The organism is Paraburkholderia sp. BR13439 (assembly GCF_040948805.1).
GTDB classification, from domain to species: domain Bacteria; phylum Pseudomonadota; class Gammaproteobacteria; order Burkholderiales; family Burkholderiaceae; genus Paraburkholderia; species Paraburkholderia youngii.
This window is the reverse complement of the sequence record NZ_JBFPKN010000003.1, coordinates 530,079-545,751: the sequence shown is the minus strand read 5'-3', so window position 1 is coordinate 545,751 and position 15,673 is coordinate 530,079. Positions and strand designations below refer to the sequence as shown.

General features: G+C 65.1%; 13 protein-coding genes and 1 rRNA gene. 3 read left to right on the top strand and 11 right to left on the bottom strand.

Annotated elements, in window-relative coordinates:
• Positions 1-70: 70 nt before the first annotated feature.
• From AB3X96_RS09300 to phnS, 9 genes are all read right to left on the bottom strand, one after another.
• Positions 71-1,601, bottom strand: a 16S ribosomal RNA gene (locus AB3X96_RS09300).
• 513 nt (positions 1,602-2,114) lie between these two features.
• Positions 2,115-2,675: a phosphonate degradation HD-domain oxygenase gene (locus AB3X96_RS09295; RefSeq protein ID WP_368589480.1), complete on the bottom strand. Its 561-nt coding sequence runs from the start codon at positions 2,673-2,675 to the stop codon at positions 2,115-2,117.
• Positions 2,676-2,678: 3 nt separating this feature from the next.
• Positions 2,679-4,130 (bottom strand): phosphonoacetaldehyde dehydrogenase, encoded by a 1,452-nt coding sequence (phnY, locus tag AB3X96_RS09290; RefSeq protein WP_368589479.1) that lies wholly within the window; start codon positions 4,128-4,130, stop codon positions 2,679-2,681.
• Entirely contained in the window at positions 4,127-5,407 is a 1,281-nt protein-coding gene (gene phnA / locus AB3X96_RS09285; protein ID WP_176110328.1) for a phosphonoacetate hydrolase, read from the bottom strand. The genes phnY and phnA overlap by 4 nt, the downstream gene beginning before the upstream one ends.
• Positions 5,408-5,432: 25 nt before the next feature.
• Complete coding sequence (locus AB3X96_RS09280) at positions 5,433-6,176, bottom strand: phosphonate utilization associated transcriptional regulator (RefSeq protein WP_368589478.1); 744 nt, start codon at positions 6,174-6,176, stop codon at positions 5,433-5,435.
• A gap of 108 nt (positions 6,177-6,284) precedes the next feature.
• Positions 6,285-7,148 (bottom strand): 2-aminoethylphosphonate ABC transport system, membrane component PhnV, encoded by an 864-nt coding sequence (gene phnV / locus AB3X96_RS09275; RefSeq protein WP_176105646.1) that lies wholly within the window; start codon positions 7,146-7,148, stop codon positions 6,285-6,287.
• Entirely contained in the window at positions 7,138-8,100 is a 963-nt protein-coding gene (locus tag AB3X96_RS09270) for a 2-aminoethylphosphonate ABC transporter permease subunit (RefSeq protein ID WP_368589477.1), read from the bottom strand. The genes phnV and AB3X96_RS09270 overlap by 11 nt, the downstream gene beginning before the upstream one ends.
• Positions 8,078-9,193: a 2-aminoethylphosphonate ABC transport system ATP-binding subunit PhnT gene (gene phnT, locus AB3X96_RS09265; protein WP_368589476.1), complete on the bottom strand. Its 1,116-nt coding sequence runs from the start codon at positions 9,191-9,193 to the stop codon at positions 8,078-8,080. Before phnT ends, AB3X96_RS09270 begins: the two co-directional genes overlap by 23 nt.
• A gap of 101 nt (positions 9,194-9,294) precedes the next feature.
• Positions 9,295-10,386: a 2-aminoethylphosphonate ABC transporter substrate-binding protein gene (gene phnS / locus AB3X96_RS09260; protein WP_176385190.1), complete on the bottom strand. Its 1,092-nt coding sequence runs from the start codon at positions 10,384-10,386 to the stop codon at positions 9,295-9,297.
• A 245-nt stretch (positions 10,387-10,631) separates the two neighbouring features.
• Here phnS and AB3X96_RS09255 point away from each other — a divergent pair, with 245 nt between their 5' ends.
• The gene (locus AB3X96_RS09255; RefSeq protein ID WP_368589475.1) at positions 10,632-10,955 is read left to right on the top strand and encodes a hypothetical protein; all 324 of its coding nucleotides are present in this window, start codon (positions 10,632-10,634) and stop codon (positions 10,953-10,955) included.
• Positions 10,956-11,000: 45 nt separating this feature from the next.
• On the opposite strand, the gene AB3X96_RS09250 is transcribed toward AB3X96_RS09255, so the two are convergent.
• Complete coding sequence (locus AB3X96_RS09250; RefSeq protein ID WP_368589474.1) at positions 11,001-11,756, bottom strand: DeoR/GlpR family DNA-binding transcription regulator; 756 nt, start codon at positions 11,754-11,756, stop codon at positions 11,001-11,003.
• A 257-nt stretch (positions 11,757-12,013) separates the two neighbouring features.
• On the opposite strand from AB3X96_RS09250, the gene AB3X96_RS09245 reads away from it, so the two are divergent.
• Together AB3X96_RS09245 and AB3X96_RS09240 are read left to right on the top strand one after the other, a co-directional pair.
• Complete coding sequence (locus tag AB3X96_RS09245) at positions 12,014-13,570, top strand: ABC1 kinase family protein (RefSeq protein WP_368589473.1); 1,557 nt, start codon at positions 12,014-12,016, stop codon at positions 13,568-13,570.
• An 86-nt stretch (positions 13,571-13,656) separates the two neighbouring features.
• A complete protein-coding gene (locus tag AB3X96_RS09240; RefSeq protein WP_368589472.1) occupies positions 13,657-14,526 on the top strand; it encodes a DMT family transporter in 870 nt (289 codons plus the stop codon).
• Between the two features lie 42 nt (positions 14,527-14,568).
• Here AB3X96_RS09240 and AB3X96_RS09235 read toward each other — a convergent pair whose 3' ends face one another.
• Positions 14,569-15,552 carry a L,D-transpeptidase gene (locus AB3X96_RS09235; RefSeq protein ID WP_368589471.1) on the bottom strand — a complete coding sequence of 328 codons (984 nt, stop codon included), beginning with the start codon at positions 15,550-15,552 and terminating at the stop codon, positions 14,569-14,571.
• Between the last annotated feature and the right edge of the window lie 121 nt (positions 15,553-15,673).

The window sequence follows — 15,673 nt, the reverse complement described above, 5'->3', positions numbered from 1 at the left end:
GTCTGTCTGCGTTGCTTCTCTAAACCACAGCCGATAAGCGTGAGCGCTTGCGCAGCAATGCAAGCTCTGGAAAGGAGGTGATCCAGCCGCACCTTCCGATACGGCTACCTTGTTACGACTTCACCCCAGTCATGAATCCTACCGTGGTGACCGTCCTCCTTGCGGTTAGACTAGCCACTTCTGGTAAAACCCACTCCCATGGTGTGACGGGCGGTGTGTACAAGACCCGGGAACGTATTCACCGCGGCATGCTGATCCGCGATTACTAGCGATTCCAGCTTCACGCACTCGAGTTGCAGAGTGCGATCCGGACTACGATCGGTTTTCTGGGATTGGCTCCACCTCGCGGCTTGGCAACCCTCTGTTCCGACCATTGTATGACGTGTGAAGCCCTACCCATAAGGGCCATGAGGACTTGACGTCATCCCCACCTTCCTCCGGTTTGTCACCGGCAGTCTCCCTGGAGTGCTCTTGCGTAGCAACTAGGGACAAGGGTTGCGCTCGTTGCGGGACTTAACCCAACATCTCACGACACGAGCTGACGACAGCCATGCAGCACCTGTGTGATGGCTCCCTTTCGGGCACTCCCGGCTCTCACCAGGATTCCATCCATGTCAAGGGTAGGTAAGGTTTTTCGCGTTGCATCGAATTAATCCACATCATCCACCGCTTGTGCGGGTCCCCGTCAATTCCTTTGAGTTTTAATCTTGCGACCGTACTCCCCAGGCGGTCAACTTCACGCGTTAGCTACGTTACCAAGCCAATGAAGGCCCGACAACCAGTTGACATCGTTTAGGGCGTGGACTACCAGGGTATCTAATCCTGTTTGCTCCCCACGCTTTCGTGCATGAGCGTCAGTATTGGCCCAGGGGGCTGCCTTCGCCATCGGTGTTCCTCCACATCTCTACGCATTTCACTGCTACACGTGGAATTCCACCCCCCTCTGCCATACTCCAGCGCTGCAGTCACCAATGCAGTTCCCAGGTTAAGCCCGGGGATTTCACATCGGTCTTACAGCACCGCCTGCGCACGCTTTACGCCCAGTAATTCCGATTAACGCTCGCACCCTACGTATTACCGCGGCTGCTGGCACGTAGTTAGCCGGTGCTTATTCTTCCGGTACCGTCATCCCTCACGGATATTAGCCACGAGGTTTTCTTTCCGGACAAAAGTGCTTTACAACCCGAAGGCCTTCTTCACACACGCGGCATTGCTGGATCAGGCTTGCGCCCATTGTCCAAAATTCCCCACTGCTGCCTCCCGTAGGAGTCTGGGCCGTGTCTCAGTCCCAGTGTGGCTGGTCGTCCTCTCAGACCAGCTACAGATCGTCGGCTTGGTAGGCCTTTACCCCACCAACTACCTAATCTGCCATCGGCCGCCCCTTGAGCGCGAGGTCTTGCGATCCCCCGCTTTCCTCCACAGAGCGTATGCGGTATTAATCCGGCTTTCGCCGGGCTATCCCCCACTCCAGGACACGTTCCGATGTATTACTCACCCGTTCGCCACTCGCCACCAGACCGAAGTCCGTGCTGCCGTTCGACTTGCATGTGTAAGGCATGCCGCCAGCGTTCAATCTGAGCCAGGATCAAACTCTTCAGTTCAAACCTGTTACTGTTTTCGGTTCCGCAGTTTCCTGCTGACGAACCGGTCGCTCACTCAACGTACTGACGATGATCAATCCGTCTTTCGACAGACCAACCTTCCTCTAATACTGTGTGAGGCTTCTGATACTTTTGCCTTGCAGCAGATCCATCCGGATCCGCCGCCGCATTCCGCATCAAGCGCCCACACTTATCGGCTGTTAGTTTTTAAAGATCGATCCGCCCAACCCGCAGCGCCTGAACTACTACCACCCGGCACTGCTTCGTTTGCGTCGCTGCGTCTGCAGCAGAGAAGCGAGATTATGGAGAACTTTCACCGGATCGTCAACAGGTTTTTATCACTTGCTTAACCTGCCCACGCCGCTGAAGCCCTCGCCAACAAAGGCTTCCCGCCTCTCCGCGCCCCGGCGTCCGGAGCACGAAAGAGCGGAATTCTAGTCGCCGCCATCGCGACTTGCAAGCGATATTTTGACGCTCCAAGTGCAACCTGCCGCGCCCCAAAAACACCTCGACTCACGCAGTCGCATGCGTGCGCATCGCCCGTTCGACGACGGCCAAAAAGTGGTCGACCCCCGGCGTCGCGCGATCCCTCTCTTTCGCGCGATCGTCCCATCGGCGCAAACGCATCGCGTCTTCCGCGTACGGCTTCTGCGTAAATGCCTGCGCCTCTTCCCTGCTAAAGATCCCGCCCTGCAACTGCAAGCTTCGCACCGAATCGGCGGAAAGCTGGCCGAAATACGTGGCGTCGATCGCGCATAGGCACCGCTTTGCGTCGACGTGCAGACGAATCGGCTCCAGCACCGCATCCGACAACACCGGTCGCAAAAACGGCAAGGCGAAATACTGATGCAGATCGTCGACACCCCGTTCCGTCGGCGTCTCCCCTTGCAAGTTCAGCAGATGTCCGAGGTCGTGCAAAAACGCCGCGGCGACCAGTTCGTCGCTCGCGCCTTCCGCCTCGGCCAGCGCGCCGCTCTGCAACGCGTGCTCGAGCTGCGTCACCGGCTCGCCGCTATACGCGAGGCTGCCGTGCCGCTCGAAAAGCACACGGATATCGTCGAGACTCAATGCCACGGGTCACTCCCAAGGTAATGAAAACGTCTTCAGATTGGTAAAGCTCTTCATCGCTTCCTGAACGCCTTCCTTGTAACCAAGCCCGGAATCCTTGATGCCGCCAAATGGCGTCAGCTCGATCCGGTAGCCAGGCACTTCCCACACGTTGACGGTCCCCACGCGCAGCTCGTTAATGAAACGCGTGATCGCGTCCTGCCGGTTCGTACACAAGCCCGACGACAGCCCGAACGGCGTCCCGTTGCTGATGCGGATCGCGTCGTCGAGAGTATCGAACGCGATGATAGGCGACACCGGCCCGAAGGTTTCCTCGCGCACGAGCGTCATCGACGGATCGACGTTGTCGAGCACGGTCGGCGCATACAGGGCGCCGCTGCGCTCGTTGCCAATGCGCAAGCGCGCGCCCGCGGCCACCGCCTCGTTCACGCGCGCCTCGAACAGCTGCGCGGCGGCGGCGTCGATCACGGTGCCCATCTGCTTCGACGCATCGAACGGATCACCGAAGGTCCACGCGCGCGTCTTCTCGACGACCCGCTCCGTGAACTCCGCCGCGACGCGCTGTTGCACGAGCATCCGCTTGATCGCCGTGCAGCGCTGCCCCGAGTTCTTGTACGAGCCTTGCACCGCGAGCGTCGCCGCACGCTCAAGATCGGCGTCGTCGAGCACGATCAGCGGGTCGTTGCCGCCCAGCTCCAGCACGACGCGCCGATACCCGGCCTTCGCCGCGATGTATTTGCCGATCGCGACACCGCCGGTAAACGTAACGAGGTCGACCGACGCGTGCGTAATCAACTCGTCGGCGATTTCGCGCGGATCGCCAGTCAGCACCTGCAGCATCGGCGCGGGCAGCCCCGCCTCATACAGGAGATCGGCCAGATAAAGCGCCGACAGCGGCACCTTCTCCGACGGCTTCACCACCACGCGATTATTCGTCGCGATGGCCGGCGCGACCTTGTGCGCGACCTGGTTCATCGGATGATTGAACGGCGTGATCGCGACGATCACGCCCGCAAGCGGCTCGCGCTGCGAGAACACCCGACGCTTTTTGCCATGCGGCGTCAGATCGCACGAGAAACTCTGACCGTCGTCGCGCAACGCCTCGAATGACGCAAAGCGGAACACGTCGGCGACGCGACCGATCTCGTAGCGCGAATCCTGCTTCGACAGCCCCGACTCCAGCGAGATCAGATCCGACGCCTGTTCGATGCGCTCGCGCAGCAGCACCGCCGTGCGCTCCAGAATCTGCGAACGCTCGTAGCGCGACAGCGTCGGCCGATACGCGAGCGCATAGTCGAGTGCGGCGCGCACATCGTCGATGCTGGCGAGCGGCACGGTGCCGACACGCATGCCGGTATAGGGATCGAATACGTCGAGCGTGCGGGCGCGCGTCGCGCGCTCGCCGCGCAGCCGCAGCGCTTCTACGCGGAACGCCGGATGGTCCCGCAGCACCGGGTTCATGATGTCGACACGCGATTGAGCGCGACGTCGAAGATATCGAAGTTGCGCAGCCGCTTGCCTTCGTTGCCGCTGGCCGTTGGCTGAACGCGCCGGTTGAACAGCAGCGGCACTTCCTGCTCGGAAATCCCGCCATGCGAGCGCAGCGGCACGGTGAGGCCGGACAGGTCGTGCTCGTCGCGCCGCGTGCCGAGCACGACATGCTTCGTGCCGATCACGACCAGATCGCCGATGCGATCCTCCGGCAACCCGAAGCGCGCGCACGCTGCGTTGCGGTCGAGCACGACTTCGATTCCCGGCAGGCGGCCGATCCGCGCAATCACCGACGCGGCATCGAGCTCGCGCGGCAGATAGACGGTCGCGAACGAACCCAGCGCGCCATGATGCACGACGTACGGATCGGTGATCGGCAGAATCACGCGCGTCGTCGATGCGCCGAGCCAGTCGTCGAGCAAGTCCTGCAGATAGATCACGTTCGGCTCGCCGGTTCGCGGATCGTGCTTCGCGTTCATGCCGTGGTCGGCGGTAAGGCCGATCACCCAGCCGAGCGCGTCGAGCTTCGCGAGATAGCCGTCCATCATCGCGTAGAACGCGTTCGCGCCTTCAGTGCCGGGCGCCCATTTGTGCTGGATATAGTCGGTCGTCGACAGATACATCAGGTCGAGCTTGCGCGTCTGCGCGAGCCGCACGCCGGCCGCGAACACGAATTCCGACAATCCCGCGCTATACACGTCCGGCAACGGCAGACCGACCAGACCGAGCACACCGTCGATGCCGTTTTCCTCGACCGTCACCTTGTCGGCTTTCTCCGCCGAAAAGCAGATGCCCTTCAACTGCCAGCCGAGCAGTCCGCGCAGTTTGTCCTTCGCGGTGACGACGGCGACCGCGGCGCCCGCGTCGGCGGCGGCCGCGAGCAGCGTGGGCGCGCGCAGGTAGGCGGGGTCGTTCATCATCACCGCCGCGCCCGCGCCGTTGTTCGCGTCGGTGTCCCAGAAGTAGTTGCCGCAGATGCCGTGCACGGACGGCAGCACGCCGGTCACGATCGACAGGTTGTTCGGGTTCGTGAACGACGGGATCACGCAGTCGCCGCGAAACGCCGCGCCGCCCTCGAGCATCGAGCCGATGAAAGGCGCGACACCGGCCGCGACCGCCGCGTCCAGATAAGCAAACTCGCAGCCGTCGACACAGACGACGACCGTCGGTTGCGAAGGGAGGCGATAGCTCCGGCCGTTGACTTCGATCGTGCGTTGCTCGGCGTGTGTCATCGCGTGGTCTTCCATTACAGGGGTTGTCATTGCCAAGGCCTCATCGCCCGCGCGAGCCGGCCGCACCCGCGGTTGCCGGGATGCGCCGCTCGTGCGCCGCATCACCCGCCGCGTCGCACGCCGCATGGGCGCGCTGCAAGCCGCCCTGCACATGCGCGCGCATCAATTGCGCGGCCTGCTCCGCATCGCGTGATGCGAGCGCGGTCAGAATTGCGCGGTGCTCGGCGAGCGAGCGCGCCATCGCATCGCCTTGCACGACCAGCGCCGCTCGCCGAAACAGGCTCAACTCGCTGACGAGCCTGCGATACGTGTCGTACAACTTCGTGTTACCCGCCGCCGCGACCAGCCCATCGTGAAACGCGACGTTCGCGCGCGCATACGCATCGGGATCGTGCGACGCGAGCGCGGCGCGCATCGCATCGACGCAATCGCGCAGCACCGCGAGCTTGCCCGCATCGATGCTGGCCGCGAGCATCCGGCACGCCGCCTCTTCGAGCACGGCGCGCACCGCGTAAATCTCGTCCGCTTCCGCGAGCGACACCGTCCGCACGAACACGCCGCGATTCTTCTCGGTCCGCACCAGCCCCGCCTGCTCCAGCGCGCGAAACGCCTCGCGCACCGGCCCGCGCGACACCTGCAAGCGCGCCGCCCAATCGGCTTCGTTGAGCTTATCGCCCGGCGCCAGCGTGCCGTCGACGATATACCGCTCGATCTCGTCGCGCACCAGCGTCGTCAGCGAATGGCGGCGCACGACCTCGATCGGATCGACGGAAGCAGAGTGCATATATTCGGTCACTTTGGCAAATTTCGCCACATCGCATCGGATGCCCACCGTTGGGCGTGCGCGCTTCAGATCAAGGAAACCGCCCGCCGATCAGCCGGGTCAGCCCGGTCAGTCGATCCGGCGACGCGGAGCACGCGCCGCGATCAGCAGCAGCGCGACCAGCGAGACCAGCAGCAGAATCAGCGACAGCGCGGAAGCCGGCAGGTAATAGCCGCGCTCCACCTGCCCGACGACGACGATCGGCACCGTCGCGAAGCCCGGCGGATACACGGTCAGCGTCGCACCGAGTTCGCCGAGCGACAGCGCAAAACCGAGCGCGAGGCTCGCGCGGATCGCCGGCACCAGTTGCGGCAACACGACACGGCGCAGCACCATCGACGGCGGCGCTCCGAGGCTCGCGGCCGCTTCGCGCAGCACGGTCAGTTCCGGGCGCAGCGCGGCGGCCGCGCAGCGATAGCAGAACGGCAGCACCAGCGCGAGCTGCACGAACACGACGATCGCCGCCGAGCTCGACAGATCGAGCGGCCGTTTGTGATACGCGATCAGCACCGCGAGGCCGAGCACCACACTCGGCACGCCGTTGGGCATCATCGCGATCGTGTCGACGATAGCGCCTAGGCCGCGCCGGTCGCGCCCTTCGAGCGCGAGCGCGAGCCACAAACCGAGGATCGTGCCGAGCACCGCGACGCCCATGCCGACTTCGAGGCTGGTGGTCAGCGCGTCGAAGTCGCTCGAACCGAGGCGCTCGAACCAGCGCATGCTGAAGCCGTCGGGCAGGATCGTGCCGGACCAGTGCGACGCGACGCTCGATAGCGCGACGACCAGCACCGGCAGTACGAACAGCCAGAAGCACAACAGAGCGGCGAAACCCAGAAAGAGACCGCCGAGCAGTCGCACGACGAGGCTGTGCCGCACCGGCCGGCCCTTCTTGTGCATGACCGGCAGCACGGTCGGATCGAGTTCAACGGCCATGACCGGCTCCTTTCACCTTGCGACTATTGACGCGCCGGTACAACGCGTACAGCGACAACGACATCAGCAGCATCACGACCGCGCCGGCGGCGGCGGTCGGCAGATCGAGATCGACGGTCGCGGCGCTATAGATCGCGACGGGCAGCGTGATCAGATGGGCGCTGCCGAGCACCAGCAGAATGCCGAACTCGTTCAACGTCAGCAGAAAACACAGGATCGTGCCCGCTGCGATACCCGGCCACGCGAGCGGCAGGATCACCTTGAACGCGACCATCAGGCCGTTCGCGCCGAGGCTGCGCGCGGCTTCGATCAGCCGCCCGTCTAGCAGCGCGAACGATGCCAGCGTCGGACGCACGACGAACGGCGTATAGAACACCACTTCCGCGAGAATCACGCCGCCGATGCCGAACAGAAAGTCGAGCGGCGGCGCCTGCAGATTGAACAGCCGCTGCAGCCCGATGCTGACCGAGCCCTGCGAGCCGTACAGAAAGATCAGCGTGAAGGCGACCAGAAACGACGGGAACGCGACGAACAGCTCGAGGAAGCGCGTGACCATTCGCGCGCCCGGAAACGGCTTGAAGAACAGCAGCGACGCGAGCGCCACGCCGAGCAGCGACGCCAGGCTCGCGCTCGCGAACAGGATGCCGAGCGTGGTGCCGATCACGCCGCGCGTTTCGGGGTTGCCGAAGAACGTCACGTACGCGTGGCCCGACAGGCCGTGCGCGCCGGTCAGACTCAGCATCACGAGCCGCACCAGCGGATAGATGACGAGCGGTCCGAGCACCACGACCGCAATGAACAGCAGATGCCATTGCGCGAGACGCTCGCGCCGCCTCACCGCGGCCGCATGCGCCGCGGCGCTCGCCAGACGGCGGGCGGCGGCGGCTTCGAGCTCGGCTTGCGCGGCAAGGTCGAGCGAATTGGACGTATCAGGGCTTGATAAGGACGACATCGCCAGCCTCGTAACGCAGGGAAACACGCGCGCCCTTCTCCGGCGTCATGCCGAGGCTGCGCTGCATCGTGACGAGCACGGGATCGTTCGGCAGCGCATCGAGCACGACCGATACCAACAAGGCCGCGCCATACCACTCGACCGACGCGATCGCGCCATGCAACTGCCCCTCGCCGAGCGGCACGATGCGCAGCGCCTCCGGACGCAGACACGCGACACGTTCGCGCTCGTTGTAGCGCGCGTCGTCCATGCCGAACGCGACCTGCGGCGGCAGCAGATTGGCCGCGCCGAGGTAGCGCGCGACGAAGCCGTCGGCCGGCGTGTCGTACAGCTGCTGCGGCGTGCCGAGCTGCGCGATGCGGCCATCGCGCATCAGCAGCGTGCGGTCGGACAGCACGAGCGCGTCGTCCTGATCGTGCGTCACGCAGACGATCGTGAGATTCGGCAGGCGCTCATGCAGCGCCTTCAGTTCGGAACGCACCGACGCGCGCAGATTGGCGTCGAGCGCGGACAGCGGTTCGTCGAGCAGCAGCACGTCGGGTTCGATCACGAGCGCGCGGGCGAGCGCCACGCGCTGCTGCATGCCGCCCGACAATTGCGCGGGCATCACGTGACCGGCGTCGCCGAGCTGCACGAGCTTCAGCGCCTCGGCGACGCGGCGCGCGACGTCGCGCGCCGGAATGCGCCGTGCGCGCAAACCGAACGCGACGTTCTCGAATACCGTCAGATGCGGAAACAGCGCGTAGCTCTGGAACAGCAGTCCGAGGTTGCGCTTGTGCGGCGGCACATGCGTCAGATCGTGGCCGGCCACCGTCAGCGTGCCGGCCAGACCGTCGGCCTCGATGAAGCCCGCGATGAAGCGCAGCAAGGTCGTCTTGCCGCAGCCGCTGCGGCCGAGCACGGTGAGCAACTCGCCGCGCTGGATGGTCAACGACAGATCGTCGAGCACCGTGCGCGCGCCGAAGCGCACCGTCAGGTGATCGATCTGCACGCCGCCCGGCGCGGCGGCGCCCGGCGCGTCCAAACGCGCGGCGTCGAGCGCTTCCAGCGGCGCGCCAGGCGCGGTGGGGTGAGCGAGACTGGCCGTATTCACCGGGGTCGTCCTCCAACAGAATTAATGCTGATGCGGCGCCGCGCAGTAGCTGCGAAGCGCCGCCTGAATCGACAACGTCAAACGTTGCTTATCTGAGTCACTTACTTCGGCTTGACCACTTCGGTCTCTTTGCCCGACGAACCGATCACGTCGCTCTTCCAGCGCGCGGTCCAGTCGGCCTTCTTCGCCATCACGTGATTCCAGTCGACCGGAATCAGCTTGACGCCGCTGATCGCCTGCTTGACCGTTTCGCCGTTCTTGCCGGCGAGCGGCACGTCGCTGCGACCCGGAATGCCGAAGATGTCCGGCACCTTCGACTGCACTTCCGTCGACATCAGATAGTCGATCAGCTTCTTGCCCTTGTCCTGGTTCGGACCGTTCTTGATCAGCCCGATCGCGTACGGCAGCTGGAACGTGGTCGGCTGACCGCCGGGCGTAGCGGCGAGGAACACCGGCTTCAGAGACAGGCCGCCGTTGGCCGCGTCGTCGAGATCCATCTGCAGATCGCCGTTGGCGACCGCGATCTCGTTACGCGATAGCAGCACGTCGAGATAGCCCGTGCCCTTCGTGTGGAACTTGGCGCTCTGCTCGAGCTTCTTCAGATAGTCGAACGCCTGGTCTTCGCCCATCAGCGACGAGGTCAGGATGATCACCGCCATGCCGTCGCCGGCGGTCGCCGGGTTGGAATAGGCGACCTTGCCGGTGAAGTCCGGGTGCAGCAGGTCCGCGAACGTCTTCGGCTGATTTTTCGTGACTTCGGGGTTGATCGCGAACGAGAAGTAGTTGTTCACGAAGGTCGCCCATGCGCCGTTCGGCGCCTTCGCGATGGCCGGCACGTTCTTGTAGTTGGCGCTCTGGTACGCCTGCAGCAGACCGTTCTGGTCGGCCTGCTGGATGAACGGCGGCAGCGTGACGAGCACGTCGGCCTTCGGCTGGTCCTTCTCGATGGTCGCGCGGTTCACGACTTCGCCGCTGCCCGCCGTGACGATATTGACCTTCACGCCTTCCTTCTTTTCGAAGGCCGGCAGCACATCCTTGTACAGATTTTCAAGGCCGTCGGCCGTGTACAGCACGACGGCGTCGGCCGCATGAGCCTGCATCGCAGCACCGCCGAACGCTGCGGCGGCGACCAGCACCGGCAGCAGTTTGCGCGCGAGACCGGCCGCGGCGTGAAGGGAATTCGTCTTTTTCATGTCGCTCTCTCCGAAAGGCTAAAAACCAGACGGTCGGGATAACCCATACCTGTAGTGATTGAACGGCGGCACGCGCCGCTTGGCGTTGCCCGCTGCGGTTGCCGCGCCGGTCTGTCGTGGATTGCAGATTGCCGACAACTTTGCCGCTTCTCGCCCAGCCTGACTGACAGCCCGCCTCCGACACCCGCGCTGCCTGCCGCGCCTGAGCGGGCACGGGAAGAATCACAGGTTTCGATGACACGGCCGTGACGATTTTGCCGAATTCCAAAAAAAGACACAAATTGCCAATTCAAGCCAACCGTTGGAATTCGTCGCGCCGCCCAAAAATCGAACTCCGCGTGCCGATCCCGTGTGGATCGTACATGGCGAAAATGACGATGTATGCACGATGCATCGACGAAATTGCGAAGGCGCGGCGCTGCTCGCGGACGCGGCGCTCGCGCGGCGCGCTGGCCGTGCTCGTAGCGTTCCCCGCGGTTACCTCCGCTGCGGTGTACGCGGCCCTGATAACGGCGCGTATTGTGCCCGGCCGTTCCAATATCTGGAGCGAAACCCGCGGCTTTTTTTAGTTAGATTTTGGCGGGTGCGGAATGGCGTTCAGCGAAGGAGCCGTCTCACGCGATCAGAATCTCCGGACCATGCGCGGTGATCGCCTTGCCAAGCGCGCGCTCGGGCGCCAGTTCGGTGACCAGATACCGCGCCGACTCGATACCGTTGATGCGCACCGGCGTCACGCGTCCGAACTTCGAATGATCGGCGACGACCACCACCAGGTCGGCCGCGGCGATCATGCGGCTGCGCACTTCGGCCGCCATGCGGCTGTAGTCGGTCAGATAGCCGTCCGGGGAGATCCCGCCCGCGCCGATGAACGCGAAATCGGCGTGGTACTGCGTGATCTGGTGGACCGTGTCGAGTCCGAAGGTCGCGTCCTCGATATCGGACAGCTCGCCGCCGAGCAGCGTCACGCGATTGTCGTTGCGTCGGCCGAGCAGCAGCGCGATGCGCCAGTCGTTCGTGTAGACCGTCAGCCGATGGCGGTCGAGCAGCGCGCGAGCGACCGCCTGCGTGGTACTGCCCGAATCGATGATCAGCGATGCGCCGTCCGGCACGAACTCGGCCGCGCGCTCGCCGATCGCGCGCTTCGCGCCCGCATTCTCGGCTTCGCGCGTATCGAGATCTGGCTCGCGCCGATCGCTCGACAGCGCGCCGCCGTGGGTCGTCACGAGCAGGCCGCGGCCGGCCAGTGCGTTGAGGTCGCGGCGGATCGTTTCGCGCGATACGTTCAGTTCGCGCACCAGTTCAGCGACCGACAGCGCGCCGTTCTTTGCGACTTGCGCGAGGATGTATTGATGACGTTGTTCTGCGAGCATCTGTGCGCCGTGGTTGAGGAAGGCCGCCGTATTGTATTACGCGTATTGCGCGTTGTTGGCGCGGGCGCGCAGGTTGCGCTCATGGCGCGTTCATCGCGCGCTAAGGTTGCTACGAGCCGCCCCTTGCGCGCGAACCCGCCCGCCACCGCGCCGACCTGCTAACCTTGACGGCTGGACTCTTCGGCCATGCCGCGAACGCCACGCCGCCGCCCGGCCGAGTCCCGCGCACAACGCCTCGCCCGTCAACCGAACCGCCGATGCCGCCACTGTTTCGCCGTCTACTGCTGCTGTTCCATGCGCTGCGTTACGGCGCGCGCCTGATCTGGCTCGCCGCCCCGCCCGACCACAAGCTGCATTGGATGATCGAGCTGATCGGCCGCGTGCATGCGTCCGAGCGCAGCGGCGCGCAGTTGCATGGCCTGCTGCCGGCGCTCGGTCCGCTCGCGAGCCGCTTCGCACAGACGCTGGCCGCTCGCCCCGAGCTCGCGAGCGGCACGCTGCATGACGCGCTGGACGCCATCGATCACATGGAAGCACCGCTGTCGCCGGACGACTCCGCGCTGGCCTTGACGCGCGCGTTCGGCCGGCCGCTCGGCGAGCTGTTCAGCGCGGTCGACCTCGTGCCGGTGCGCAGCGGCTTCGCCGAGCAGACGCATTTCGCGCGGCTCGCGGTACCGCTCAAAGGTCACCATGAGGTCGCCGTCAAGCTCGTGCGCGCGCAACAGTTGCAACAGATTGGCGATGAGCTCGCGCTGTTGCGCTGGGTCGCGCGCTGGCTCGAAAAGCTGTCGCGCGTCGCGCGCCGGCTGAAGTTGCGCTCGCTCGCGCAAACCTTCACCGACGACATCCTGCGCCGCTTCGACCTGCGCGCCGAAGCCGCGAACCTGAGCCAGACCGGCCATCATTTCGACGGCGACAAGCGCATCGTCGTGCCGGACGTGATCTGGGAGCTGTGCACCGACCACACGCTGACGATGCAGCGCATCAATACGCTGCCCGCGAGCGACCTGCCCGGCCTGCACGCGCACGGCATCAAGCTGGCGCCGCTCGCCGCGCATATCGTCGAGGTGGTCACCGAGCAGGCCTTCGAGCATGGCTTTTTCCACGCGACGCTCGATGCGCGCCGCGTGCGCGTCAGCATCGAGCCGGACACGCTCGGACGCCTCGTGCTCGCGGAGTTCTCGATCATGGCGACGCTGTCGAGCGGCGAGCGCGAGTTCTTCGTGCACGGCGCGACCGCGTTGTTCGACCAGGACTACGGGCGGCTCGCCGACATGCATCGCGAGGCCGGCCATGTGCCGGACGACACACGCCCCGAGATGCTCGAAGCCGAACTGCGCACGCGCGCTGAAGCGCACTTCGCGGCGGCGCCCGAGGATCGCTCGGCGGGTTCGCTGTTTCATCATCTGCTGCACGGCGTGCAACCGTTCGACGGTCAGGTGTCGGGCCAGCTCGCGACCGCGCAGCGCTCGTTCCAGCAGGCGGAGATGCTCGCGCGGACGCTGCATCCCGGCGTCGATACATGGAACATCGCACGCGGCGTGCTTGCCGATATCGCGCGACGCGATCTCGATCATCGCGGCTGGCTCAAGCGGCTGTCACACGAACTGCCGCATCTCGCGCATATGCTGCCGCGCGTGCCGCAACTGGCGGTGCGCTATCTGCAGCAGCACGATCGCGCGGGTACGCCGCAGCAGAACGCGCAACTGCTCGCGGATCTCGCGCGCGAATACCGGCGCACGCGTTGGCTATTGTGGGCGTGCGTGGTCTGTGGCGGCGCGCTCGGAGCGGGGATGACGCTGCTCGCGTGGTGACGGTCCCGCGCGCGCATTGCAGCTTTGAACAAGACGCGCGCCGCCCGTGCGGTCAACATGGCGGCTTTTTCACACCCTCCGCCCCGATGCTCGCCACCTTTGCTGCCGCCGTGTTCGTCGTGCTGTGGTCGACCGGTTTCGTGGTCGCCCGCGCGATCACGCCTTACGCCGATCCCAATCTGTTTCTGCTGGCCCGTTTCGGCGGCACCGCGCTGATCTTCGCGCTGGCCGCGCTCGTCGCGCGCTCGGCCTGGCCGACCGGACGCAACTTCGGCAAGCACCTGAGCGCCGGCGCACTGCTGCAAGGGGTCTATCTCGGCGCCGGCTACTGGGCTGTCGCGCAAGGTCTGAGCGCGGGCGTGATGGCTTTGCTCGGCGCGCTGCAGCCGCTCGCGACGGCCGCCGTTGCCGCGCCGCTGTTCGGCGAGCGCTTGTCGCGGCGCGGCTGGAGCGGCATGGCGGTCGGCCTCGCCGGCGTCGTGCTGGTGCTCGCGCCGAAGCTCGCTGCCGCGACGCCGCCCACGCACGGCAACGCGCCGGCGTGGCTGGTCGTGCTGATATCGATCGTCGCGGTGGGGGCGATCACGACGGGCACGCTGTTCCAGAAGACCTCGCTCGCCAAGGCCGATATTCGCAGCGCGAGCGCGGTGCAGAACGTCGGCGCGGCTGTCGTCGCGGGGGTGCTGGCGCTCGCGCTCGGCGAGCATCGCTGGATCGCGTCGCCGACGCTGTGGGCATCGCTCGCGTGGGGCATCGTGATGCTGTCCGGCATCAGCGTCACGTTGCTCGTCTGGATGGTCCGGCGCGGGGATGCTTCGCGCGCGACCGCGCTGTTGTTTCTCGCGCCGCCGCTCGCCGCGCTCGAAGGCTATCTGGGGTTCGGCGAGACGCTGCTGCCCGTGCAGATTGCCGGGTTTGCGGTCGCCCTGGCTGGCGTGTTGTTGGCGAGGTCGTGAGGGGCGCCCCGCGCTGGTAATGCGACAAGACCTGGGCGTCCGTCAGTCGGCCGTATCCGCGTGCGCGGGCATTTTTGCGCGCGCGACCGCACCGGGCACTGGCGACCAGGCTGGCCGGCTCTTGCGCTGCGAATCGACGACGACGATAAAACGCCCCGCCCACGGCATGATCTGCCGATCGCTTTTCAGCACCCACAAAGACTGGCCGGAATCGACGAGCTGCTGGTACTCCGCGTCGAGAATCCCGTAGTGATCGAGAAACGTGTTCAGCGACGCGGGAATCCGCACGCAGCCCTTCGAATGGCGAATACCGAGCAGCTGTTCTAGCCGATCGGGGTCGGTCGCGTGCATCTGGAAACGCATCTGCGACATGCCGCCCTTGCCCCAGCCGCGTTCGCCCTGCGCCCAGCCGAGGTCGAAGATGCGCATATCGCGACGGCCATAACCGCGAATGTGGTTTTCGTTCTCCGTGCCCTCGGAGCGGAAGTCCATATTGTCGGGCGTATGTTCAAACACGCCGAGCGGCGTGATGAAGTGGTCGTACTCGCCAGGCCGTCCGGTGGATACCGGCGATGCGCCGATCATCTGCCAGTTGTCGGCGGGCGCTGGGCGGAAGTAAATCAGGAGCGCCTGCACGTTCGCATTGCGATCGACGAGCACCACATACTCGCCCGACAGATTGCCAAGCTCGTTCCCGTCGAGCGCCGTCTCCAGACGGTCGGCGTACGCACGCTGCTCCGCGACGGGCAGTCTGAGCCGGCGCGTCACGTCCTGCGCGAATACGTCGCGCAGCAGGAACGCGCGGCGCGGATCGACGATGCCGGCCGCGTCGGGCGCGGCGACGGTGGCGGCGTCGATCGTGCCCAATGGTTGGCTCGCGCCATTCCACGCTTTGGCCGAAGTGGTCGGATTCACAGTGTGTGCCGCCGATGTTGCGGATGCAGGCGACCGAGCGGTACCGGGCACCGCTGCATGAACCTGCGCCGCCATCGCGCTCGCACCTGCCGATATGACGATTGCGCACATCCACGCGCAAATCCTCAGGCGGTTCAATCCAGGCTGGCCAGACCGATCTGGGTATCTCATCGCGTCCTGAAACAAACATGATTATTATTGATTGACACGCCGGATCCCGGTGGCGTTCGCT

Bases quoted from the DNA above. Each gene is read 5' to 3' on its own strand.
- phnY (WP_368589479.1), bottom strand. From the start codon at position 4,130: ATGAACCCGGTGCTGCGGGACCATCCGGCGTTCCGCGTAGAAGCGCTG.
- AB3X96_RS09240 (WP_368589472.1), top strand. From the start codon at position 13,657: ATGCTCGCCACCTTTGCTGCCGCCGTGTTCGTCGTGCTGTGGTCGACC.
- phnV (WP_176105646.1), bottom strand. From the start codon at position 7,148: ATGGCCGTTGAACTCGATCCGACCGTGCTGCCGGTCATGCACAAGAAG.
- AB3X96_RS09270 (WP_368589477.1), bottom strand. From the start codon at position 8,100: ATGTCGTCCTTATCAAGCCCTGATACGTCCAATTCGCTCGACCTTGCC.
- phnS (WP_176385190.1), bottom strand. From the start codon at position 10,386: ATGAAAAAGACGAATTCCCTTCACGCCGCGGCCGGTCTCGCGCGCAAA.
- phnA (WP_176110328.1), bottom strand. From the start codon at position 5,407: ATGGAAGACCACGCGATGACACACGCCGAGCAACGCACGATCGAAGTC.
- AB3X96_RS09280 (WP_368589478.1), bottom strand. From the start codon at position 6,176: ATGCACTCTGCTTCCGTCGATCCGATCGAGGTCGTGCGCCGCCATTCG.
- AB3X96_RS09235 (WP_368589471.1), bottom strand. From the start codon at position 15,552: ATGTGCGCAATCGTCATATCGGCAGGTGCGAGCGCGATGGCGGCGCAG.
- AB3X96_RS09245 (WP_368589473.1), top strand. From the start codon at position 12,014: ATGCCGCCACTGTTTCGCCGTCTACTGCTGCTGTTCCATGCGCTGCGT.
- AB3X96_RS09250 (WP_368589474.1), bottom strand. From the start codon at position 11,756: ATGCTCGCAGAACAACGTCATCAATACATCCTCGCGCAAGTCGCAAAG.